The sequence below is a fragment of the Escherichia sp. Lx600-2 genome, from assembly GCF_036662595.1.
GTDB lineage: Bacteria > Pseudomonadota > Gammaproteobacteria > Enterobacterales > Enterobacteriaceae > Escherichia > Escherichia coli.
Window position 1 is genome coordinate 50,173 of sequence record NZ_JAYQWM010000005.1, and the last position, 23,870, is coordinate 74,042.

The 23,870-nt window shown below is 52.9% G+C and carries 20 protein-coding genes and 2 pseudogenes; 4 read left to right on the top strand and 18 right to left on the bottom strand.

The window, feature by feature from the left end; genetic code table 11:
- Positions 1-4: 4 nt before the first annotated feature.
- The 5 genes from menH to OQV04_RS02990 all read right to left on the bottom strand — a co-directional run bounded on the left by menH (position 5) and on the right by OQV04_RS02990 (position 4,714).
- On the bottom strand, positions 5-763 hold the full coding sequence (menH, locus tag OQV04_RS02970) for a 2-succinyl-6-hydroxy-2,4-cyclohexadiene-1-carboxylate synthase (protein ID WP_000600532.1): 759 nt from the start codon (positions 761-763) through the stop codon (positions 5-7).
- Positions 760-2,430: a 2-succinyl-5-enolpyruvyl-6-hydroxy-3-cyclohexene-1-carboxylic-acid synthase gene (menD, locus tag OQV04_RS02975; protein WP_032281261.1), complete on the bottom strand. Its 1,671-nt coding sequence runs from the start codon at positions 2,428-2,430 to the stop codon at positions 760-762. Before menD ends, menH begins: the two co-directional genes overlap by 4 nt.
- Positions 2,431-2,518: 88 nt before the next feature.
- A complete protein-coding gene (gene menF / locus OQV04_RS02980; RefSeq protein ID WP_001191387.1) occupies positions 2,519-3,814 on the bottom strand; it encodes an isochorismate synthase MenF in 1,296 nt (431 codons plus the stop codon).
- Positions 3,815-3,892: 78 nt separating this feature from the next.
- Positions 3,893-4,198, bottom strand: a complete 306-nt coding sequence (gene elaB, locus OQV04_RS02985) for a stress response protein ElaB (protein ID WP_000070621.1) — start codon at positions 4,196-4,198, stop codon at positions 3,893-3,895.
- Between the two features lie 54 nt (positions 4,199-4,252).
- Complete coding sequence (locus tag OQV04_RS02990) at positions 4,253-4,714, bottom strand: GNAT family N-acetyltransferase (RefSeq protein ID WP_274446448.1); 462 nt, start codon at positions 4,712-4,714, stop codon at positions 4,253-4,255.
- A gap of 64 nt (positions 4,715-4,778) precedes the next feature.
- Here OQV04_RS02990 and rbn point away from each other — a divergent pair, with 64 nt between their 5' ends.
- The 4 genes and pseudogenes from rbn (at position 4,779) to OQV04_RS03010 (ending at position 8,740) form a co-directional block, all read left to right on the top strand.
- Positions 4,779-5,696 (top strand): ribonuclease BN, encoded by a 918-nt coding sequence (gene rbn, locus OQV04_RS02995; protein ID WP_032281264.1) that lies wholly within the window; start codon positions 4,779-4,781, stop codon positions 5,694-5,696.
- Between the two features lie 187 nt (positions 5,697-5,883).
- Positions 5,884-7,104 (top strand): annotated as a pseudogene (gene elaD, locus OQV04_RS03000) (deubiquitinase ElaD).
- Positions 7,105-7,515: 411 nt separating this feature from the next.
- Positions 7,516-8,092 (top strand): annotated as a pseudogene (locus OQV04_RS03005) (hypothetical protein).
- A gap of 144 nt (positions 8,093-8,236) precedes the next feature.
- Entirely contained in the window at positions 8,237-8,740 is a 504-nt protein-coding gene (locus OQV04_RS03010; protein ID WP_000525360.1) for a YfbM family protein, read from the top strand.
- 66 nt (positions 8,741-8,806) lie between these two features.
- On the opposite strand, the gene nuoN is transcribed toward OQV04_RS03010, so the two are convergent.
- The 13 genes from nuoN to nuoA form a co-directional block, all read right to left on the bottom strand.
- A complete protein-coding gene (gene nuoN, locus OQV04_RS03015) occupies positions 8,807-10,264 on the bottom strand; it encodes an NADH-quinone oxidoreductase subunit NuoN (protein WP_000156701.1) in 1,458 nt (485 codons plus the stop codon).
- Positions 10,265-10,270: 6 nt separating this feature from the next.
- Positions 10,271-11,800, bottom strand: coding sequence for an NADH-quinone oxidoreductase subunit M (nuoM, locus tag OQV04_RS03020; protein WP_000926441.1), 1,530 nt, complete (start codon positions 11,798-11,800; stop codon positions 10,271-10,273).
- Positions 11,801-11,963: 163 nt separating this feature from the next.
- Positions 11,964-13,805 (bottom strand): NADH-quinone oxidoreductase subunit L, encoded by a 1,842-nt coding sequence (gene nuoL, locus OQV04_RS03025; protein WP_032281269.1) that lies wholly within the window; start codon positions 13,803-13,805, stop codon positions 11,964-11,966.
- The gene (nuoK, locus tag OQV04_RS03030; protein WP_000612644.1) at positions 13,802-14,104 is read right to left on the bottom strand and encodes an NADH-quinone oxidoreductase subunit NuoK; all 303 of its coding nucleotides are present in this window, start codon (positions 14,102-14,104) and stop codon (positions 13,802-13,804) included. The genes nuoL and nuoK overlap by 4 nt, the downstream gene beginning before the upstream one ends.
- Positions 14,101-14,655 (bottom strand): NADH-quinone oxidoreductase subunit J, encoded by a 555-nt coding sequence (gene nuoJ, locus OQV04_RS03035; RefSeq protein WP_000393511.1) that lies wholly within the window; start codon positions 14,653-14,655, stop codon positions 14,101-14,103. Before nuoJ ends, nuoK begins: the two co-directional genes overlap by 4 nt.
- Before the next feature lie 11 nt (positions 14,656-14,666).
- Positions 14,667-15,209: an NADH-quinone oxidoreductase subunit NuoI gene (gene nuoI / locus OQV04_RS03040; protein WP_000172749.1), complete on the bottom strand. Its 543-nt coding sequence runs from the start codon at positions 15,207-15,209 to the stop codon at positions 14,667-14,669.
- Positions 15,210-15,223: 14 nt separating this feature from the next.
- Positions 15,224-16,201, bottom strand: a complete 978-nt coding sequence (gene nuoH / locus OQV04_RS03045; protein WP_000118507.1) for an NADH-quinone oxidoreductase subunit NuoH — start codon at positions 16,199-16,201, stop codon at positions 15,224-15,226.
- Positions 16,198-18,924 (bottom strand): NADH-quinone oxidoreductase subunit NuoG, encoded by a 2,727-nt coding sequence (gene nuoG / locus OQV04_RS03050; RefSeq protein WP_001603039.1) that lies wholly within the window; start codon positions 18,922-18,924, stop codon positions 16,198-16,200. Before nuoG ends, nuoH begins: the two co-directional genes overlap by 4 nt.
- 52 nt (positions 18,925-18,976) lie before the next feature.
- Positions 18,977-20,314: an NADH-quinone oxidoreductase subunit NuoF gene (nuoF, locus tag OQV04_RS03055; RefSeq protein WP_000789502.1), complete on the bottom strand. Its 1,338-nt coding sequence runs from the start codon at positions 20,312-20,314 to the stop codon at positions 18,977-18,979.
- Positions 20,311-20,811 carry an NADH-quinone oxidoreductase subunit NuoE gene (gene nuoE, locus OQV04_RS03060; protein WP_000545042.1) on the bottom strand — a complete coding sequence of 167 codons (501 nt, stop codon included), beginning with the start codon at positions 20,809-20,811 and terminating at the stop codon, positions 20,311-20,313. Before nuoE ends, nuoF begins: the two co-directional genes overlap by 4 nt.
- Positions 20,812-20,813: 2 nt before the next feature.
- Positions 20,814-22,616, bottom strand: coding sequence for an NADH-quinone oxidoreductase subunit C/D (gene nuoC / locus OQV04_RS03065; RefSeq protein ID WP_000247878.1), 1,803 nt, complete (start codon positions 22,614-22,616; stop codon positions 20,814-20,816).
- Positions 22,617-22,709: 93 nt separating this feature from the next.
- The gene (gene nuoB / locus OQV04_RS03070; protein ID WP_000386733.1) at positions 22,710-23,372 is read right to left on the bottom strand and encodes an NADH-quinone oxidoreductase subunit NuoB; all 663 of its coding nucleotides are present in this window, start codon (positions 23,370-23,372) and stop codon (positions 22,710-22,712) included.
- Between the two features lie 15 nt (positions 23,373-23,387).
- Complete coding sequence (gene nuoA / locus OQV04_RS03075) at positions 23,388-23,831, bottom strand: NADH-quinone oxidoreductase subunit NuoA (protein ID WP_000062997.1); 444 nt, start codon at positions 23,829-23,831, stop codon at positions 23,388-23,390.
- Between the last annotated feature and the right edge of the window lie 39 nt (positions 23,832-23,870).

Consider the following 23,870-nt stretch of genomic DNA (forward strand, 5'->3'; position numbering starts at 1 on the left):
TTAGTCAGAAACGCAAGATCTGCGCCAGACTTGCGATAACGCCAGCGGGATTTTCCCGATGCGCGTTATGTCCGGCGCGAGGAATGACATGGCAGTCGGCAGCCAGTTCCGCCGCCAGAGCGCGGAATTTGCTGTCACGTTCACCACATAAATAATAAAACGCAAATGTGCGGGCGCTAAGGTTAGCACGTAAATCAGGCTGGACGGCGAGAGAAGTCGCCTCCAGCATGGCGGCAAGCGTTGCGCCATTATTGTTGCTGCGCAGCGCCACCAGCTCCCGGCGTTGATCGTCATTGAGCGAGGCAAAAACAGGCTGTTGATACCAGTCGGCAAATACCGCGGTTAATGGTTCGGAACGAAAACGCTGCGCCCATTGGCGATCGGAACGCTGACGTTCCGCGCGTTGTTCAGCATTTTGCAGCCCCGGATGACCGCCTTCGACAACAACCCCACAAAGCCCCGCCAGCCCCTGGCAAGCCGCCATCATCGCCACCCGTCCGCCAAGCGAGTACCCCACCAGCCAGAAGTCAAGGATGTTGTAACTAACCAAAGTTTTACGCAGTAAGTCGGTGACATCATCAAATCCATCGACGCTAATCGCCGCCGAACCACCGTGACCTGGGAGATCAACATACAACCGTGAGTAGTCGGCAAACACCTCGCCCACTTCTTGCCATTCGTGGCAATCGCCGGAAAAACCGTGCAAAAAAACCAGCCAGGGTAAACCTGGTTTGCCGTGTTTTGCCTGCGCGTGCAGGATCATAAATGGCTTACCTGCGCCAGAAGTTGCTGGAGCGTTTGCGCACCATCGGTGTCGTTAACCACCATTTCAATCACCGTGGTGGTTGGCGTGCGCCAGGCGTCAGCAAGCGCCGTTTCAAGTTCCTGCCAGTTTTGCGGACGATGATATTTCAGCTCAAACATCGCGGCAGCGTGCTCAAAATGGACGTTTTGCGGCATCAGATAAAAACGCTCGCGCTCGCTTTTCGGCGTCGGCAGCAGCGAGAAAATTTGCCCGCCGTTGTTGTTCACCACAATTAATACCAGCGGCGCGGAAACCTGGCGCAATAACGACAGCGCATTCAGGTCGTAAAGTGCGGAGAGATCGCCCACAATCGCCAGCGTCGGTTTGCCGCTTGCCCGCTGAACGCCGGCGGCAGTCGAGAGCAGCCCGTCGATACCGCTGGCCCCACGGTTGCTGTACACCGGGTAACCTGCCGGAAGTTGCGAAAGCGCATCAATCAGACGTACCACCAGGCTGTTACCGACAAACAATTGCCCCTGTTCAGGCAGATAGTCGCTGATGCGATGCGCCAGTTGCGCTTCGCCAAACGCATCGCGACGGGCAATAACCGCCTGCATTGCCTGTTCCGCCAGGCGCGGGATTTCAACGCACCAGGGCTGGCGTTTTTCTGCCGGATGCAGCTCCAGCCAGTCGGCAATATTGGCAATTAAGCGGCGTCCACGATGGTGTGCCGGATCAAGTCGCCCTTCAATGTCATCAACAATCCAGTACTCTTCTGGTTCACAGCTTGCCTGCCATTGCAGGAGCCGCTTGCCAGTCAGGCTGCTTCCCAGCTGCACCACAATTTGCGCCTGTTGCAGTTCGCTGGTCGCTTTGGCATTGCCTAACCAAAGATCGGCACACGGCAGCGGCTGTCCGGTTTGCGACAGCACGTCGCCAATCAGCGGCCAGCCAAGAGTTTGCGCCCACAGGGCAACTTTTTTGCCCTCTTCCGCACTCATGCGCCCGGCAACCACCACGCCGCGCTTTTGCCGCCAGAAGAACCAGTCGCGCTGTTTTTCGCTCTCAAGACGAGGCGCTTCACGCAGCCACGGCTTATCATCCTGCCACCAGTCACCCAGACGCTGTTGCCAGCTAAGCCCAGTGTCGTCCATCTCGCCATACAGCGGTTCAGCAAACGGGCAGTTGATATGGACCCCACCAGCATGAAGCGTACCGAGAGCATGGTCGATGGTAGAAACCAGCCAACGTGCGGGGATATCCTGGGTCGGGCGCGGCAGTGAAATACTGTGCGTGGGGTGAGAGGCGAACATTCCCGGCTGACGAATCGCCTGATTCGCGCCGCAGTCAATTAGCTCCGGCGGGCGATCGGCGGTTAACAGGATCAGTTTTTCTCCGGTTAACCCAGCTTCAATCAGTGCCGGATAGAGATTTGCTACCGCCGTGCCGGAGGTCACAATCACCGCCACCGGCTGCTTGCTAACTTTCGCCAGCCCCAGCGCCAGATGCCCCAGTCCACGCTCATCGAAATGGGTGTGGTGAATGAATGCGGAATTCTCCGCCGCCGCTAACGTTAACGGTGTAGAACGCGAGCCAGGGGCGATACAGATGTGTCTGACGCCGTGACGCGTTAATGCTTCCAGAATGACCGCCGCCCAGCGTCGGTTAAATGCGCTTACTGACATGAGTTTGTCCGGTATCAATATTGCGGCTAAGTATAAGGAGCTACAAAAATAGATTATTGATATGAATCGGTAATGATGCGACTCATTACTATTCCATTTGTAATAAAGTACGCAGCCCTGCCGCTTTGTTGTCGATTTCCTGCCACTCTTGCTCGGGGTCGGAGCCACGGACAATGCCCGCGCCAGCATATAGCCGCACGACATTGCCGCTGATTTTTGCTGAGCGCAGGGAAACGCAGAATTCGCTTTGCTGTAATGAGAGATAGCCCGCAGAACCGGCGTACCATTCTCGAGTGAACGGTTCGTGACGGGCGATAAACTGTCGCGCCAGATCGCGCGGTAAGCCAGCAACTGCTGCCGTTGGCTGCAACTGATGTAAACAGATCACATCATCCGCTTTGTTGAGTGAAGTCCAGATACAGCGGCGAAGATGCTGCACTTTACGCAGACGCAGTACCTGCGGCGGTAAAACATCCAGCGTCTGGGTATCGGCCTGTAATCGTTGGCAGATATCTTCCACCACCAGCATGTTCTCGCGCTGGTTTTTATCATCCGCCATCAGCCACTCTCCTAACTGCTGCGCCTGCTTATCATCAGGATGATTTGCTACTGTTCCCGCCAGCGCTTCAGTACGCAGCGCTTTGTCACGCCGCCGCCATAACCGTTCCGGTGAAGAGCCAAGAAAAGCATTTTCGCCATCAAAGGCCATGTAAAAATGGTAGCAATTCAGATTCAGTCGACGACTGGCCGCCATCATCGCCGCCGCATTGACCGGACTTGCGAAATGCAGATCAGTTGCCCGAGCAAGCACCACTTTGTCGAGCTCACCTTCGGCGATGGTTTTCGTTGCTAGTTCGATTAATTGCGTCCAGCCCGTTTTGTCCGGCCAGTGTTGTTCTCGCGTAGTGGTTAAATGTAACCCAGGCAAGGGCTTGATACTCACCAGTGTGGCGATAAATTCTCTTGCCTTAATCGCATCGTGCTGAAGGGAGCTTTCGCTGAATAGCGTCAGCCGCAGCGTGGCTTTACCGCCACAGCGTCGCCATTCCAGGCGTGGTAAAAGTAAATTGCCCTGCGACGGGTCAAACGCATTCAGCCCCCAAATGCGTAAGTCGGCGTGTTCCGGGTGCTGGCGAAGAAAACGTTGTGCCTGGTCCAACGACGTAAAACGGGTAATCGCGCCCAGGACGGCAGCTTCTTCATCACCATTACGTTGTTGCCAGTAGAATTGCGGGTACGTTTGCTGACTGGCCAGCCAGCTCAAGGCATCAAAAGCGTCTTTGAGAGGGAAAGGAATATCGATAACCCGAATGCCGGGTGTCGCCGGAATCTCTTGCGACAAATGGCGCAGTAAATTTTCCAGCGCCGTAGTAAGTGATTGCACGCGGACCTCTCCCTGTTAAAAGCCTCACATTATACGGGGTACTTCAAAAAAAATGCAGTACCCCGGTGTAGGGAGGTTTTAACGGCGTGCCAGCAACAGTCCTAGTACCAGCCCAACGGCTGCGCCCACACCAATTCCTTGCCAGGGTTTTTCGTGGACGTAGTCATCAGCACGATAAACAGCCTGCTTCGCCCGATAGTAATAACTGTCTGAAGCCTGGCTAACCCGTTTTTTCACATCATCCAGCGCTTTTTCTGCACGCGCTTTCAGCTCAACATATTTCTGATCGGCGGGATCGCCAGAGGAGCGGAGCACCTCTTCCAGTGTTTCACTAAGCAGCGTCAGGTCGTCATCGATACGTGTATCACCAAACTGATTAGACATTCTCGTTCTCCATTTGCGTAAAACCTGTCACTAACTATAGACAAGGGTTATTGATTACGCCTGAATTACCTCGCGTGTCATCCCAATGTGTGGGATACCATCTTCTTCATAGATCTCCGTCACAGGGATAAAACCGAAACTCTGGTAGAAGTTTTGCAGATGCGCCTGCGCCCCGAGGTAAACAGGCTTATCAGGCCAGTGATGCGTGCAAGTGTCGAGGGTTTTACTCATCAGTTGCTGCCCCACTTTTTCGCCACGCAACGCTTCACTGACAATCACCCGACCAATAACGACCGGCTCAAGATCATCATCACTTTTCAGAATCCTCGCATACGCCACCAGTTCATCATTTTTCCAACCGAGAATATGGCGATTATCCCCCGTCAAATCATCACCATCGATATCCTGATAAGGGCAATTCTGCTCGACAACAAACACCGCGCAACGCAGTTGTAATAAGGCATAAAGCTGGGAAACCGATAATTCAGAGTGATGCAGATCTTGCCATTCAATCATAATGCTCTCCTTTTAGATGTATGCCTTATACTAGCCGGAATATTTTTTGAAACGTGATGAACTCATGGAATTAATTTTTTTAGGTACTTCAGCCGGTGTGCCAACCCGTACGCGCAATGTCACGGCAATATTGCTTAACCTGCAACATCCGACCCAAAGCGGTCTTTGGTTGTTTGACTGCGGTGAAGGCACCCAGCATCAGCTACTGCATACCGCCTTTAACCCTGGAAAACTGGACAAGATTTTTATCAGTCACCTTCATGGCGATCATCTCTTTGGTTTACCCGGCTTGCTGTGCAGTCGTTCTATGTCTGGTATTGTCCAACCCTTAACGATTTATGGTCCGCAAGGTATCCGTGAATTTGTGGAGACCGCGCTGCGGATTAGCGGCTCATGGACCGATTATCCGCTGGAAATTGTCGAAATTGGCGCTGGCGAAATTCTCGATGATGGCCTGCGCAAAGTGACCGCTTATCCAATGGAACACCCACTGGAATGCTATGGCTATCGTATTGAAGAACATGATAAACCGGGTGCATTAAATGCCCAGGCATTAAAAGCTGCTGGCGTACCGCCTGGCCCACTGTTTCAGGAATTAAAAGCGGGCAAAACAATCATGCTGGAAGATGGAAGGCAGATTAACGGCGCAGATTACTTAGCTGCTCCAGTGCCAGGTAAAGCACTCGCTATTTTCGGCGATACCGGCCCCTGCGATGCCGCACTTGACCTGGCTAAAGGTGTCGATGTCATGGTGCACGAAGCGACGCTGGATATAACCATGGAAGCCAAAGCCAATAGTCGCGGTCATAGCTCTACACGCCAGGCTGCGACACTGGCCCGTGAGGCTGGAGTCGGTAAGCTAATCATTACCCACGTCAGCTCGCGCTATGATGACAAAGGTTGTCAGCACCTGTTACGTGAATGTCGGTCAATTTTCCCGGCGACTGAACTGGCGAATGATTTGGCCATGTTTAACGTTTAACTCTGCTTATTATTAAAAACAGGGCGAAACTTGCCCTGTTATCGCAACCCGCGCTACATATATCCACCCACACGGGCATATTGAGCGATTTTTGATATTTATTCATCTCATTACGCACTATATTCAGAGCAATAAGTTGCCTCTTTTTATCTTCATTCAGCACAACCTTTGCAACTAAAAGGAGCATATGATGGTTACAGTTGTCAGCAATTATTGTCAATTATCTCAAACCAAACTCAGTCAGACATTTGCAGAAAAATTTACTGTGACCGAGGAATTACTGCAGTCTTTAAAAAAAACAGCGTTATCCGGAGATGAAGAAAGTATTGAGTTACTGCATAACATTGCGTTAGGTTATGATGAATTTGGAAAAAAAGCTGAAGATATTCTTTACCATATTGTTAGAAACCCAACAAATGAGACCCTATCGATTATCCGACTTATTAAAAATGCCTGTTTAAAATTATATAATTTGGCACATACCGCAACCAATTCCCACCTTAAACCAACTGCTCCGGATAATTCAGATGATCTCCTGTTCAAAAAGCTATCCTCCCCTTCGAAATTAATGACAATTATCGGCGATGAAATTCCTCTTATATCTGAAAAACAGTCGCTTTCAAAGGTGCTTTTAAATGATGAGAATAATGAACTGAGTGATGGTACAAACTTCTGGGATAAAAATCGTCAATTAACCACAGATGAAATAGATTGCTATCTTCAGAAGATCGCCGCTAATGCAAAAAATACTCAAGTCAATTATCCTACTGGTCTCTACGTCCCCTACTCCACCAGAACTCATCTGGAAGACGCTCTCAATGATAATATTAAGAGCGATCCATCATGGCCGAAAGAAGTCCAGTTATTCCCCATAAATACTGGCGGACACTGGATATTAGTTTCGCTACAGAAAATAGTAAATGAAAAAAAATAATACACAACAAATTAAATGCGTCATATTCAACTCATTGTGCGCACTAGGCCATGATAAAGAAAATTCACTTAAGCATGTCATTAATAGTTTTAATTCTGAACTCATGGGAGAAATGTCGAATAATAATATAAAAGTTCATTTAACTGAACCCGAGATAATATTTTTACATGCCGCTCTTCAGCAGCATTTAAGCCAAAGTTGCGGTGCATTTGTGTGCATGGCAGCCCAGGAAGTGATTGAACAAAGGGAAAGCAATTCTGACAGCGCCCCCTATACGTTATTAAAAAACTATGCTGGCAGATTTAAAAATATTCAGCAGAAGAGCAGTACGAAATTGATTTTCAACATCGACAGGTAAACAGAAATTGTTATTTAGATAAATATGGCGATGCAAATATCAATCATTATTATAGAAACTTAGAAATAAAACACTCACAACCCCAAAATAGAGCATCAAGCAAAAGAGTAAGTTAACATCATTGTTAATTAATTCGACTAGTCAGTAAATATGCTGACTGGTCGAACATAGTTTACTAAAAAGTCATCACTGACTGATGTCAGTCACACCATCCGCCAGTTCAATCTTCGGGTATTTCCAGCGTATCTCGGCACGCGATTGCTGGTCTGTTGATGTAGTGGATTGTTGTTGCTGACTTTTCTTACCCTCAGATTTCTGCCCCCTGTCAACTCAATCTGCCAATAAATAACATAATTATATTTTTCCTTATATGAATTCCTTTTTAAAATAGCGAAGCCACTGTAAAAGATACTTTTTGTATAGATCTAACAACCGTAATAAAACAAACAGTCATAACTCATTATAAATAATGATAAAATAACGTCTTTTATTGATAATTTACATATGAAAAAAATTTTCCTTTTGTTATATTATTTCTGTTTTCCCTCCCTCTGATTATTTTTTACCAACCCTGGGTCACTGCATTATCGCCAACGCCCCGACACGTAATTCCTGAGCAATGAGAAAAAACAGTTCGTTATCTTACACAAACTGTGCATCCACGTAATGCCGACAATATTGATAATCTGAATAGGTCCGTAGAGTATATAAAAGAGGTCTTTGTCAGTAGCGGTGCCAGAGTTACCGCGCAGGGCGTCCCCGATTGGCTATTACGACTCTGCGCCTGGAAGCCAGAATTACCCTTACCCGGCAATGTCCTGGCTTTATCCCGATCGGGGAGACTTTATTGCCGTGGTCGGCAGAATGCAGGATATCAACGCCGTTCGTCAGGTAAAAGCGGCATTGTTGTCATCTCAGGATTTATCTGTTTATTCTATGAATGCCCCAGGGTTTATTCCCGGTATTGATTTCTCTGATCACCTGAATTATTGGCAACACGATATTCCCGCCATAATGATTACTGACACCGCTTTTTATCGTAATAAACAATACCACTTGCCCGGTGATACCGCAGACAGATTGAATTATCAGAAAATGGCTTAGGTAGTGGATGGTGTTATAACTTTGTTATACAACAGTAAATAATAAAAATTTCTCGAGGCGGGTCCAGAAAAAGCGACATGCACATTTTATTTTCCCTCATCTGTTTTAAGATGCGAAACATGAAATTCAACGGAGGAAAAATAAATGGGAATGATTGGCTATTTTGCAGAAATTGACTCAGAAAAGATTAACCAACTGCTTGAGTCTACTGAAAAACCTTTGATGGATAATATACATGACACGCTTTCAGGATTACGCCGACTGGATATTGATAAACGCTGGGATTTTTTACACTTTGGGCTGACAGGCACCTCTGCTTTTGATCCCGCGAAGAATGATCCGCTGAGTCGTGCCGTGCTTGGTGAACACAGCCTCGAAGATGGCATAGATGGCTTCCTTGGATTGACCTGGAATCAGGAGTTAGCCGCGACAATCGACCGACTGGAATCACTGGATCGAAATGAACTGCGTAAACAGTTTTCCATTAAGCGACTCAATGAAATGGAGATTTATCCGGGAGTGACCTTTTCAGAAGAGTTAGAGGGGCAACTCTTTGCCTCGATCATGCTTGATATGGAAAAGCTGATTAGCGCGTATCGACGTATGCTGCGACAAGGGAATCATGCGCTGACGGTTATTGTTGGGTGATGGTGTCAGGGCTCCAAAAAAAACCGCCGAACATGTCGGCGGCTTTCTGACTTACAAACTGATAGCTTACATCAGCGGCATTGCTAACCGCACAATGCTAATCAGCGGTTGTGGCCATACACCCAGTACCAGTACCAACAGTGCAGAGATCAGCACAACGATACCACCTGCGCTGTACTGCCAGTTTGACGGTGCATCGCGACCCGGTTGTTCCGGTGCGTGCAGGTACAGGCTCACCGCCACACGCAGGTAGTAGTAAAGGCCGATTGCCGAACCGACAACCACGGCACCCACCAGCCACCACAGGTGTGCCTGGACACCGACCGCCAGCACGTAGAACTTACCGATAAAGCCCAGCGTCATCGGGATACCGGCCAGAGACAGCATCATCACCGTCATCACCGCCGCGAGGATCGGGCGATGCCAGAACAGACCGCGGTAAGAGAACAGGGAATCAGCATCCGGGCCACGATACGGGCTGGACATCAGGCTGACCACGCCGAACGCGCCGAGGCTGCTGAACAGATAACCGGCCAGGTAAACCCCTACCGCTTCCATCGACATCTCGCCAGTTTGCAGCGCAATCAGCGCCACCAGCAGATAGCCGAGGTGAGAGATAGATGAGTAACCGAGCAGACGTTTGATATTGGTCTGGCTCAGCGCCATCAGGTTACCGAAGATGATGGAGGCAAAGGCGATAATCGCCAGCACCACACGAATCGCTTCGCTGTCACCCACCGGTGCGTAGAGGAACAGACGCATCACTACACCGAAGATAGCGATTTTGCTCGCCGTCGCCAGGAAAGTGGAAACCGGCGCAGGCGCGCCCTGGTATACGTCTGGCGTCCACAGGTGGAACGGCACCAGAGAGAGTTTGAAACCGAGGCCAACAATCATCAGACCGAAACCTGCCAGCAACAGCGGCTCGTTGAGCATACCGTCGCCGAGGTTTTTACCCAGCGCGACAAACGACAGGTCGCCAGACTGCGCATACACTAGCGCCATACCGAACAGCAGGAAAGAAGACGCTGCGGCAGAAAGGATGGTGTATTTGATACTGGCTTCCAGCGAACGTTTCTGGCGGAAAGCGTAACCGACCAGGCCAAACAGCGGCAAAGAGATCAGTTCAATACCGAGGAACAGAGACGCCAGATGGTTGGCATTCGCCAGCAGGATCCCGCCCAGGGCGGCAATTAACACCAACAGGTAGAACTCATCCTTGTTGTCGTTATAGCCTTCAAGCCACGGGTAGGCGAAAGTACAGGTGGCGAGGCTCGCCAACAATACCAGCCCGGTGTAAAGCATGGCGAAACCATCAACGCGCATCAGCGGCGTAACGTCCATAGCGCCCGCCTGGCCAACAAACCAGAGCGAAACCAGCGCCGCGTTAAGCCCAATAACCGAGAGCGTAGCGTTGAGGAAATGATTGCGTCGCCACGCAATGGAGAGCATCACAACCACCACCGTCAAGCCGACGATCAGCAACGGTAGCAGTGCGATCAGGTTTTGTGGAGTTATTGTCATGGCGATTTACGGCCTTGTAGTAGTAACGGAATTAACAAACCACTGCTGGATATTGCCAATCGCGGAGTGCGAGGTATCCAGAATCGGCTGCGGATAGAAGCCCAGCAGTACCAGCAGCACCACCAGCAACAGGATCATAAACAGCTCACGCAGCGACATCCCTGGCAGTTCCTGGCTGGCAATCTGGCTTTTCGCTTTACCGAAGTAAGCGCGATGCAACATCGCCAGCGAATAAACAGATGCAAAGACCAGCCCAAAGGTAGAAATAACGGTAATCACCGGGACAACCTGGAAGCTGCCGAACAGAATCATAAATTCGCCGACGAAGTTACCGGTGCCAGGCATCCCAAGCGTTGCCACCGCAAAGAACAGCGACAGTGCTGGCAGCCATTTCATCTTGCTCCACAGACCGCCCATCATGCGCATGTCGCGGGTATGGATACGTTCATAAAGCTGACCGCAGAGAATAAACAGACCCGCCGCCGACAAGCCGTGCGCAATCATCTGGATTACCGCGCCCTGGTAGGCCAACTGGCTGCCGGTGTAGATAGCAATCAGCACGAAGCCCATGTGGGAAACCGAGGTGTAGGCGATCAGACGTTTGATATCGGTCTGGGCGAAGGCCATCCACGCACCGTAGAAGATGCCGATAACACCCAGCCACATAGCGATTGGCGCGAACTCTGCCGACGCATTTGGGAACAGCGGCAGGGAGAAACGCAGCAAACCGTAAGCGGCAGTTTTCAGCAAGATCCCCGCGAGGTCAACGGAACCGGCGGTCGGAGCCTGGGAGTGCGCATCCGGCAGCCAGCCATGCAGCGGAACCACCGGCATTTTGACTGCGAAGGCGATGAAGAAGCCCAGCATCAACAGATATTCCACACCACTGGACATTGGCGTATTCAACAGCTCTTCATAGTTGAAGGTCCAGACGCCGGTCGCATTGTAGTGAACAAAAACCAGCGCCAGGATGGCGATCAACATCACCAGACCACTCGCCTGTGTGTAAATGAAGAACTTGGTTGCCGCCGTGATACGCGTTTTACCGTCAGAGGCTTTATGCCCCCACAGTGCGATCAGGAAGTACATCGGCACCAGCATCATTTCCCAGAAGAAGAAGAACAGGAACATGTCGATGGCAAGGAACACGCCGATAACGCCGCCCAGGATCCACATCAGGTTGAGGTGGAAGAAGCCCTGATATTTTTCGATCTCTTTCCACGAACAGAGTACCGCCAGCACACCGAGCAGACCGGTCAGCACGACCATTAGCAGCGACAGCCCGTCAATGGCGAGATGGATAGAGATACCAAAACGCGGGATCCACGGCATGTCGAATTCAGACTGCCACTGCGGAATTCCGGCGGATTGCGTCAGTGAATAACCGCCCTGCAACCACAGTTGCAGCGACAGCGCCAGCGTCAATCCCATGGTGATCAGCGCGATCCAGCGCGGCACCTTGACGCCAAAGCGTTCGGTCTGCCAGCACAGGAAGCCGCCGATAAAGGGAATTAATATTAGCCAGGGTAGTAACATGGCGATCTTTATTCCTTGTAAAAGTCCCGTCAGGACCGGATTTTCAACGAATTCTCACGACAGAAAATTCTCTTCGGACTGGGGGTAGTGTCGGATGCACCGCGAAGGAGGCTTATCCGACCTACGTTCTTATATGCCCAGGGGCAATCCCACAATCCTTAACTCAACGCAGTACCATCAACAGTGCCAGCACCACGACCGCACCGATGCTCATGGATGCCACATACCAGCGCAGATAACCGTTCTCGCTTAACAGCAGGCCTTTACCTGCAAAGCGGGAAAGAACCGCCGGAATGTTCATCATTGAGTTCAGCGGATCGCGTTTCAGCAACCAGGCAATACCCAGGAACGGCTTGACGAACACTTTGTCGTACAGCCAGTCAAAGCCCCAGGCGTTGTACCACCAGGTGCCCAGCAGACGGCCCGGCGCACTGTTGGCGATGGAGGTCACCAGAGTACGTTTACCCAGCCACAGCCAGGCTGCCAGCAGAATGCCGACCACCGCGACCACGCCAGAGGTAATTTCCAGGGTCAACATGCTGCCGTGCGCCAGTTCCGTCGTTTGCGGAAGCACGCCCTGCAGCGGCGGTACAATCAGTGCGCCAACGAAGGTGGAAAGGATCAGCAGCACAATCAGCGGCAGGCTGTGAGTTACCCCTTTCACGGTGTGAGCGTGAATTTGTTCTTTTCCGTGGAAGACGATGAAAATCATACGGAAGGTGTAGAGCGAGGTCATAAACGCACCGACCAGACCTGCCACCATCAGATTGATATGACCATTCGCCATCGCACCCGCGAGGATCTCATCCTTACTGAAGAAGCCCGCAGTGACCAGCGGCAGTGCCGACAGTGCTGCGCCGCCCACCAGGAAGCAGAGATAAACCAGCGGAATAGATTTACGCAGACCGCCCATCTTGAAGATGTTCTGTTCGTGATGGCAGGCCAGAATGACGGAACCGGATGCCAGGAACAGCAGCGCTTTAAAGAACGCGTGGGTCATCAAGTGAAAAATCGCCGCATCCCATGCCTGCACGCCAAGCGCGAGGAACATGTAGCCAATCTGGCTCATGGTAGAGTAAGCGAGAACACGTTTGATGTCGGTCTGTACCAGCGCGGCAAAACCGGCCAGCAGCAGCGTAACCGCCCCGACAATACCCACCAGATGCAGAACTTCCGGCGTCATCAGGAACAGGCCGTGGGTACGGGCGATCAGGTAGACACCCGCGGTTACCATCGTTGCGGCGTGGATCAGCGCGGAGACAGGCGTCGGGCCCGCCATCGCGTCGGCAAGCCATGTCTGCAACGGCAACTGCGCAGATTTACCGACCGCACCGCCCAGCAGCATCAGCGTCGCCCACATCAGCATGTTATTGCCGTCAGCAAAGTGCGCTGGTGCCAGTTCCACCATTTCGCGGAAGTTCAGGGTGCCCAGTTCGTTGTAAAGAATGAACAGTGCGAAAGCGAGGAAAACGTCACCCACACGGGTCACGACGAACGCTTTCATTGCCGCTGCGCCATTCTTCGGATCGGTGTAATAGAAACCGATCAGCAGATAGGAGCACAGGCCCACGCCTTCCCAGCCGAGGTACATCAGCAGCAGGTTGTCGGCAAGCACCAGAACTACCATGCTGGCGATGAACAGGTTGGTGTAGGCGAAGAAGCGAGAGTAGCCCTCTTCACCACGCATATACCAGGAGGCGTACATGTGAATAAGGAAACCCACACCAGTGACCACCGAGAGCATGGTCAGCGACAGGCCGTCCAGCACCAGGTTAAAACCGATGTTAAAGTCGCCTACTGACATCCACGTCCACAGCGGCTGGCTGTAAGCCTGCTCGCCGTTAGCGAAGAAGTCGACGCCAATAAAGGCGGTTACCAGCGCCGCTAGGCCCACAGAGCCTACGCCGACGATCGCCGAGACGTTTTCAGACCAGCGCCCACGGGAGAACGCCAGCAGGACGAAGCCAATCAATGGCAAAATAATGGTTAAGGCAAGCATGTTCATCCGCGCATCTCACTTACTGAATCGATGTTCAGGTTCTGGCGACGACGGTGAAGTTGCAGCAGCAGCGCAAGGCCGATACTCGCTTCTGCCGCCGCGAGGCTGATGGCGAGAATGTACATCACCTGACCGTCGGTCTGGCCCCAGTAGCTTCCGGCGACCACAAAGGCCAGCGCGGAGGCGTTAATCATGATTTCCAGACCAATCAGCATAAACAGCAGATTGCGACGGATAACCAGACCGGTTAAGCCAAGAACGAATAAGATTGCCGCGAGGATCAGTCCATGTTGTAAGGGGATCATGCGTGCTCCTCCGTTTTTCTTTTCGCGCTGTCGTCTTTACGATTGCTCAGCACTTCACCCGCACGCTCTTCACGACCGACGTGGAAGGCCACAACCAGACCCGCGAGCAGCAGCATAGAAGCCAGTTCCACCGCCAGTACGTAAGGCCCGAACAGCGTAATACCCACTGCTTTAGCACTGATTGGCGTACCGTCGATACCTTGATCGTTAACACCGAGAATGGCGTAAACAATCACCACCAACATGATGGCTGACAAAATTGCCGGACCAATCCACACCTGCGGTTTCAGCCACTGGCGTTCTTGTTCGATTTCTGAACCGCCCAGGTTGAGCATCATCACCACGAACACGAACAGCACCATAATGGCACCCGCGTAGACGATAATTTCCAGCGCACCGGCGAAGTAAGCGCCCAGTGAGAAGAACACCCCGGAAATCGCCAGCAGCGAAATAATCAGGTACAGCAGTGCGTGTACCGGATTGGTATGGGTGATCACTCGCAAGGTCGCAAGTATGGCTATCAGGCCACAGATATAAAAAGCGAACTCCATTGCCCCTCTCCTTACGGTAACAGGCTCTTGACGTCGATAGGCTTGGCTTCGTTCTCTGCTTCGCCCTTATCTTTGCCGTCGATTGCCATACCTGCCATCCGGTAGAAGTTATATTCCGGGTATTTGCCCGGACCGGAGATCAGCAGATCCTCTTTTTCGTAAACCAGATCCTGGCGCTTGTATTCCCCCATTTCGAAATCCGGGGTTAACTGAATCGCCGTGGTCGGACAGGCTTCTTCGCACAGACCACAGAAAATGCAGCGTGAGAAGTTGATGCGGAAAAATTCCGGATACCAGCGACCGTCTTTGGTTTCTGCTTTTTGCAGCGAGATACAGCCGACCGGGCAGGCTACCGCACAGAGGTTACAGGCTACGCAACGCTCTTCGCCATCCGGGTCGCGGGTCAGAACGATACGACCACGATAACGGGGCGGCAGATAGACCGGCTCTTCCGGGTACATTCGCGTTTCGCGTTTGGCGAACGCGTGCAGGCCGATCATCCAGATACTACGAACCTGGGTGCCGAAACCTACTAACAATTCTTTTAAGGTCATGGTCTTATTGCCCCTTATTGCGCCTGCCAGAGAATGACAGCCGCCGTTACCAGCAAGTTGATCAGCGTCAGCGGCAGGCAGATTTTCCAGCCGAAGGACATTACCTGGTCATAACGCGGACGCGGTAACGACGCACGAATCAAAATGAACATCATCATAAAGAACGCGGTTTTCAGCGCGAACCAGATGAATGGCGGTAACAACGGGCCTTGCCAGCCACCGAAGAACAGCGTCACCATCAATGCAGAGATGGTCACAATCCCGATGTACTCACCCACGAAGAACAGACCGAACTTCATGCCGGAATATTCAATGTGGTAACCATCCGCCAGTTCCTGCTCGGCTTCCGGCTGGTCAAACGGGTGACGGTGACACACCGCCACGCCCGCGATGGCAAAGGTAATAAAACCAAAGAATTGCGGGATGACGTTCCACACATGCGCCTGGCTGTTGACGATGTCGGTCATGTTGAATGAACCGGCTTGCGCCACCACGCCCATCAGGGAAAGCCCGAGGAACACTTCGTAGCTCAGGGTCTGCGCAGAAGCACGCATCGCACCCAGCAGCGAGTATTTGTTGTTACTTGACCAGCCCGCAAACAGCACCGCGTAAACCGCCAGACCTGCCATCATCAGGAAGAACAAAATCCCGATGTTCAGGTCGGCAACCACCCAACCCGGACTGACTGGCACAATTGCAAAGGCCAGCAGCAGCGAGGTAAAGGCAATCATCGGTGCCAGGGTAAAGATGACGCGATCCGAGAATTTCGGGATCCAGTCTTCTTTAAAGAACATTTTGATCATGTCCGCAACCAGCTGGAGCGAACCACCCCAGCCAACACGGTTAGGTCCGTAACGGTTCTGGAACAGACCCAGCAGGCGACGTTCGCCAAAGCTCATGAATGCCCCGCAGGTGACAACCACCAGCAGGATCACCACCGCTTTGAGGATGGTCAGCAGGATCTCAATCAGTTCCGGTGATATCCAACTCATTGTTGTGCCTCCTTGAGATCCTCAAGATGCGCGCCAGCCAGCACCGGAGCAATGCCGGACATACCCATCGGCAAGCCCACCTGCCCTGCCGTCAGTCCTTCGGCGATTTCAACCGGCAGCGTGACCGTGTTGCCATCGTAACTAAAGGAGACGCGTGTACCTGCGTTCACACCTAACTTCGCGGCATCCGCTGGGTTGAGTTTGATGTACGGCTGCGGCATACGGCTCTGGAAGACCGGAGCACGCTGTGACAATTCATCGCTGCCAAACAGGTGGTAATACGGCGCAATACGCCATTTCCCGTCCTGCGGCTGGAAGCGTGCCGGTACGCTGGTGAAGTAATCCAGACCGTTTTCGCTGGTTTCAAACAGACGCACGCCCGGATCGCCAAAGCGCAGTTTGCCGCCCACTTCGTCCTGGAATTTGTTCCACGCCTGCGGGGAGTTCCAGCCCGGTGCCCAGGCAAACGGCACTTGCGAACGGTGTGCGGTCGGCTGGTTGTTACCTTCCATCGAGAAGGTGAACATGGTGTCAATATCCTGCGGCTGACGCGGCTCATGAACGCTGATGTTGGCACGCATGGCGGTACGACCGCTGTAACGGTGCGGCTCACGGGCCAGTTTCTGCCCACGAATACGGAATGTCGCATCCGGCGCAGCATCTTTGATACCTGCCAGTTCCGGAATTTTCGCCACAACAGCGTCAATTACATGGTCGAGCTGCGTCCAGTCCACTTCACGGCTCAGCAGGGTGCTGTGCAGCGAGTGTAACCAGCGCCAGCTTTCCAGCATGACAGTTTTGCTGTCGTAATAGGCCGGATCGTAAACCTGGAAGAAACGTTGGGCGCGGCCTTCGTTGTTGATCACCGTACCGTCGCTTTCAGCAAAGCTGGCAGCAGAAAGCACCAAATGGGCGTTTTCCATAATCGCTGTGCGTTGATGGTCAACCACCATCACCAGCGGCGCTTTAGCCAGCGCAGCATTCACGCGGGTAGCAGAAGCGTGACGATGCAGATCGTTTTCCAGCACCACCACCGCGTCGGCGCGTCCGGTTTCCAGTTCAGTTAACGCTTCTTCAAGCGAACCGCCACCCATAATGCCCAGCCCCATGCTGTTTACAGAGCGGGCAATCATGGTGATACCGACGTCAGCGCCGCGACCTTTCAGGGCTTTTGCGACGTTAGCCGCCGCCTGAATAACTTCGGTGCTACCGGCGTTCGTCCCGGAGATAATCAACGGTTTCTTCGCACCCGCCAGTGCCTGCACGATGACGTCGATTTTGCTTTGCAGTTCAGGTTCAATACCGTCAACTGCTGGTGCAGAGTTATCCAGCGCATGGGCGATGGCAAAACCTAAACGCGCCTGATCTTCAACCGGTGCGCGGTAAGTCCACGCCGCGATATCATCCAGACGGGTGTCATCAACGTTGGTAACAAACAGCGGATGCTTCGCACGTTGACCGATGTTGAGGATTGCCGCAATCTGCCAGTCAGCCACTTTCTGTGCTGCCGCCATTTCGCGCGCTTTACCTTTCACAGCCTGACGCACTGCCAGTGCGACGCGCGCGCCGGTCTGGGTAACGTCTTCGCCCAGCACCAGTACAGCATCGTAAGATTCGATTTCGCGCAGAGCAGGAGTATAAATGCCGCCTTCACGCAGTACTTTCAGCGCCAGTTGCAGACGTTCCTGCTCACCGTGAGCGATACCGGTGTAGAAGTTTTCTTCGCCCACCAGCTCACGCAGCGCAAAGTTGCTTTCCACGCTGGCGCGCGGAGAACCAATGCCGATCACTTTCTTCGACTGACGCAGAATATCTGCTGCGCCCTGCATTGCCTGTTCGGCGTTGAGGGTAATGAAATCATCGCCACGACGCTGTACTGGCTGACGCGGACGATCTTTCAGGTTGACGTAACCGTAACCGAAACGACCACGGTCGCAGAGGAAGTAGTGGTTTACCGTACCGTTGTAACGGTTTTCGATACGACGCAGTTCGCCGTAACGTTCACCGGGGCTGATGTTACAGCCGATGGAACATTGCTGGCAGATGCTCGGCGCAAACTGCATATCCCATTTACGGTTGTAACGCTCGGAGTGCGTTTTGTCGGTAAATACGCCGGTCGGGCAAATTTCGACCAGGTTACCGGAAAATTCGCTTTCCAGCGTGCCGTCTTCCGGGCGACCGAAGTAGACGTTGTCGTGCGCGCCATAAACGCCCAGATCTGTACCGTCAGCGTAATCTTTGTAGTAACGCACGCAGCGGTAGCAGGCGATGCAGCGGTTCATTTCGTGAGAGATGAACGGCCCCAAATCCTGATTACGGTGGGTACGTTTGGTGAAACGGTAGCGACGGAAGCTGTGTCCGGTCATCACGGTCATATCCTGAAGATGGCAGTTACCGCCTTCTTCACATACCGGACAGTCGTGCGGGTGGTTGGTCATTAACCACTCGACCACACTTTCACGGAACTGTTTCGCTTCTTCGTCGTCAATGGAAATAAAGGTGCCATCGGAAGCCGGTGTCATACAGGACATCACCAGGCGACCACGCGTGTCTTCCGCGTTTTGGTATTGCTTCACCGCACACTGGCGGCAAGCACCGACGCTTCCCAGCGCCGGATGCCAGCAAAAGTAAGGAATATCAAGGCCCAGAGACAGACAAGCTTCCAGCAGGTTGTCCGCTCCGTTGACCTCGTATTCTTTGCCGTCTACATGAATTGTAGCCATTAGCATGCTTCCAGTTTTCTCAGTCAGAGACTGAGCGTTAATCGAAATTCGGTTACCAGCGCTCTTTCAGCAGGTTCGGCTGAATCCCATTAATCAAATGGGTATTGCTGAACGGCTGTTTGATCCCCGCCTCAAATTCTTCGCGGAAATATTTGATGGCGCTCTGTAACGGCTCCACGGCACCAGGTGCGTGGGCACAGAAAGTTTTACCCGGGCCTAAGAATCGACACAGTTGCTCAAGTGTTTCGATATCGCCCGGCTGACCTTCGCCACGCTCCAGCGCACGCAGAATTTTCACGCTCCACGGCAGACCGTCGCGGCACGGCGTACACCAGCCGCAAGACTCACGGGCGAAAAACTCTTCCAGGTTACGCACCAGCGACACCATGTTGATCTCATGGTCAACCGCCATCGCCAGCGCCGTACCCAGACGGCTTCCCGCTTTACCGATACTTTCGAATTCCATCGGCAGATCAAGGTGCGCTTCGGTCAGGAAGTCAGTCCCCGCGCCGCCTGGCTGCCAGGCTTTAAATTTCAGACCATCACGCATACCACCGGCGTAATCTTCGAGGATCTCGCGTGCGGTGGTGCCGAACGGCAGTTCCCACAGTCCCGGATTTTTCACCCGACCGGAGAAGCCCATCAGCTTGGTGCCAGCATCTTTACTTTTCGAGATGTTCTGATACCACTCCACGCCGTTAGCGAGGATCGCCGGAACGTTACACAGGGTTTCGACGTTGTTGACACAGGTCGGTTTGCCCCATACGCCGGAGGTTGCCGGGAAGGGGGGTTTCGAGCGTGGGTTAGCACGACGCCCTTCCAGGGAGTTGATTAACGCTGTTTCTTCCCCGCAGATGTAGCGCCCTGCCCCGGTATGGACGAACAGTTCGAAGTCGAAACCTGTTCCCATAATATTTTTGCCAAGCAGACCTGCTTCGGTGGCTTCGGCAATGGCACGGCGTAGATTCACTGCCGCTTCAATATATTCGCCACGCAGGAAGATGTAGCCACGGTAAGCTTTCAGCGCAAACGCGGAGATGAGCATACCTTCCACCAGCAGGTGCGGCAGTTGCTCCATCAACAGGCGGTCTTTATAGGTGCCCGGCTCCATTTCATCGGCGTTACACAGCAGGTAACGGATGTTCATGGATTCGTCTTTCGGCATCAGGCTCCACTTCAGGCCAGTCGAAAAGCCCGCGCCGCCGCGCCCTTTCAGACCAGCGTCTTTTACCTGATTAACGATTTCGTCCGGAGACAGCCCGGTCAGCGCCTTACGCGCCCCTTCGTAACCGTTTTTGCTGCGGTATTCGTCCAGCCACACTGGCTGTTTGTCATCGCGCAGACGCCAGGTCAGCGGATGCGTTTCGGGAGTACGGATAATGTTTTTCATTTATACCGCTCCAGCAGTTCAGGGATCGCTTCCGGGGTCAGATGCGCGTGAGTGTCCTCATCGATCATCATGTTTGGCCCTTTATCACAGTTCCCCAGGCAGCAAGTTGGCAGCAGCGTAAAGCGGCCATCAAATGTCGTTTGCCCTGGTTTGATGTTCAGCTTTTTCTCGAGCGCCGCCTGAATACCCTGATACCCGTTGATATGACAGACCACGCTGTCGCAATAACGGATCACATGGCGACCAACCGGCTGGCGGAAGATCTGACTGTAGAACGTTGCCACACCTTCGACGTCGCTTGCCGGAATACCCAGCACATCGGCGATCGCGTGGATCGCACCATCCGGCACCCAGCCACGCTGCTTCTGAACGATTTTCAGCGCTTCAATGGACGCCGCACGCGGGTCTTCGTAGTGGTGCATCTCGTGCTCAATCGCTTCACGCTCTGCCGCACTCAGCTCAAAAGCCTCGGTTTGTGGTTGTTGATTCTCGTGCATAATTAGCGGTCCACATCTGACATAACAAAATCGATACTGCCCAGATAAACAATCAGGTCAGACACCAGGCTGCCGCGGATCGCCGCCGGAATTTGCTGCAAATGCGCATAACTCGGCGTGCGGATACGAGTGCGATAACTCATGGTGCTACCGTCGCTGGTCAGGTAGTAACTGTTGATCCCCTTGGTCGCCTCAATCATCTGGAAAGATTCATTGGCAGGCATCACCGGCCCCCACGATACTTGCAGGAAGTGGGTGATCAGGGTTTCGATATGTTGCAGCGTGCGCTCTTTCGGCGGTGGCGTGGTCAGCGGGTGATCCGCTTTGAACGGGCCTTCCGGCATGTTGTTGAGGCACTGCTCAAGAATGCGCAGACTCTGGCGCAGCTCTTCCACTTTCAGCATTACGCGGGTGTAGCAGTCAGAAACACCACCACCAACCGGGATTTCAAAGTCGAAGTTTTCATAGCCAGAATAAGGACGCGCCTTACGCACGTCGAAGTCGATCCCGGTAGCACGCAGGCCCGCGCCAGTGGTGCCCCACTCCAGCGCCTCTTTCGCGCCATAGGCGGCAACGCCCTGGGAACGACCTTTCAGAATGGTATTTTGCAGCGCCGCTTTCTCGTAAGACGCCAGACGTTTCGGCATCCAGTCGAGGAACTCACGCAGCAGGCGATCCCAGCCGCGCGGCAGGTCGTGCGCTACGCCGCCAATACGGAACCACGCCGGGTGCATACGGAAACCCGTGATCGCTTCCACCAGATCGTAAATTTTCTGACGATCGGTAAAGGCGAAGAACACGGGCGTCATTGCGCCGACGTCCTGAATAAAGGTCGAGATATACAGCAGGTGGCTGTTGATGCGGAACAGTTCGGAGAGCATTACGCGAATGACGTTAACGCGATCCGGCACGGTGATCCCGGCCAGTTTCTCTACCGCCAGCACGTAAGGCATTTCGTTAACGCAGCCGCCGAGGTATTCGATACGGTCGGTATACGGAATGTAGCTGTGCCAGGACTGGCGTTCGCCCATTTTCTCCGCACCACGGTGGTGGTAGCCGATGTCTGGTACGCAGTCGACAATCTCTTCGCCATCGAGCTGCAAAACGATACGGAAAGCACCGTGCGCCGACGGGTGGTTCGGACCGAGGTTGAGGAACATGAAGTCCTCGTTTTCGGTGCCGCGCTTCATCCCCCACTCTTCCGGTTTGAAGGTCAGGGCTTCCATCTCCAGATCCTGTTTGGCTTTGGTCAGCTCAAACGGCGAGAATTCGGTAGCGCGCGCCGGGTAATCTTTACGCAGCGGGTGACCTTTCCAGGTTTGCGGCATCATGATGCGGCGCAGGTTCGGGTGACCGTCGAATGTAATGCCAAACAGATCCCAGGTTTCACGCTCATACCAGTTAGCGTTCGGGAACAGTTTGGTGAAGGTCGGTACGTGCAGGTCGTTTTCTGCCAGCGCCACCTTCAGCATGATGTCGCGGTTACGATCGATAGAAATCAGATGGTAGAAAACGGAAAAATCCGCGGCAGGTAACCCTTCGCGGTGTGTGCGCAGACGTTCGTCCATGCCGTGTAAGTCAAACAGCATGACGTAAGGTTTCGGCAGTTTCTTTAAGAAATCGCCAACTTCCAGTAATTGTTCACGCTTGATCCACACAACGGGAACCCCGGTGCGAGTCGCCTGAACAGTAAAGGCATCCGGCCCAAAACGGTTGCGCAGTTCGCCAATTACCGGATCATCAAGATGATCGCGGGTCTGCCAGGCGGGTTCTTGCGCGGTTAAGTCGGTCATATTGTTCACCATTGCAAATGGTCCGTGGTGACTGTCGGCGCAGTAAGCTTCGCGAAATAGATTTAGGAATAAGCGAAGAAAAATCCCTTTGCCGACAGGCGCAAATTAAATCTCGTCAGGTGTACGCAGGTTGGTTACGGCAATGCGTTCACCGCGCTTGCGTTCGCGCTCTGATTGCATATTGGCGCGATAAACGCCCTGATCGCCAACCACCCAGGAGAGCGGACGACGTTCTTTGCCGATAGATTCCTGCAACAGCATCAGTGCCTGCATGTACGCTTCAGGACGCGGCGGGCAGCCCGGGATATACACATCAACCGGGATGAATTTATCGACGCCCTGCACAACGGAATAAATATCGTACATACCACCAGAGTTGGCACAGGCACCCATTGAGATAACCCATTTTGGTTCCAGCATCTGGTCATACAGACGCTGAATAACCGGTGCCATTTTGGTAAAGCAGGTTCCTGCAACCACCATCAGGTCAGCCTGACGCGGCGAAGCACGCAATACTTCTGCGCCAAAACGCGCCACGTCATGCACCGCGGTAAACGAAGTCACCATCTCAACGTAACAGCAGGAAAGACCGAAGTTATACGGCCAAATTGAGTTTTTACGACCCCAGTTAACCATGTCATTGAGCTTGCCCATAAACACGTTTTTGTTAACTTCTTGCTCCAGAGGGTCGGTTACGATCTCCTGCTTTTGCAGGGGGTAACGGTCGTTCTCACCGTTGGGATCTATGCGGGTGAGCGTATAATCCATCTTAATGCCTCGCGGTTAGCGTTGACGATTAGCGATACTGTTCGTTTCCGGGTTCATACGCTCGCGGCGTGAACGCGCGGGCGTCCAGTCCAGCGCGCCAATACGCACCAGATAAACCAGACCTGCCAGTAACACAAAAATAAAAATTGCAGCTTCCACAAAGCCTACCCAGCCGCTTTCGCGGATAGAGGTTGACCATGCGAACAGATACAGCGCTTCAACGTCGAAGATAACGAAGAACATGGCCACCAGATAAAACTTGGCGGACAGGCGTAAGCGGGCGGAGCCGACCGAGTCGATACCGGATTCAAACGGCACGTTTTTCGACCTCGCGCGTGCGCGACCGCCTAAAAACCAACCGCCTACCAGCATCAGGCAACACAGGCCAATGGCAACGATAAGAAAGATAGCGAATGCCCAGTGATGAGCGATGACTTCAGTGGATGTTGACATACTCATTGCTTACTCATCAAAAGTAGCGCCAGATTCACTGCTCTT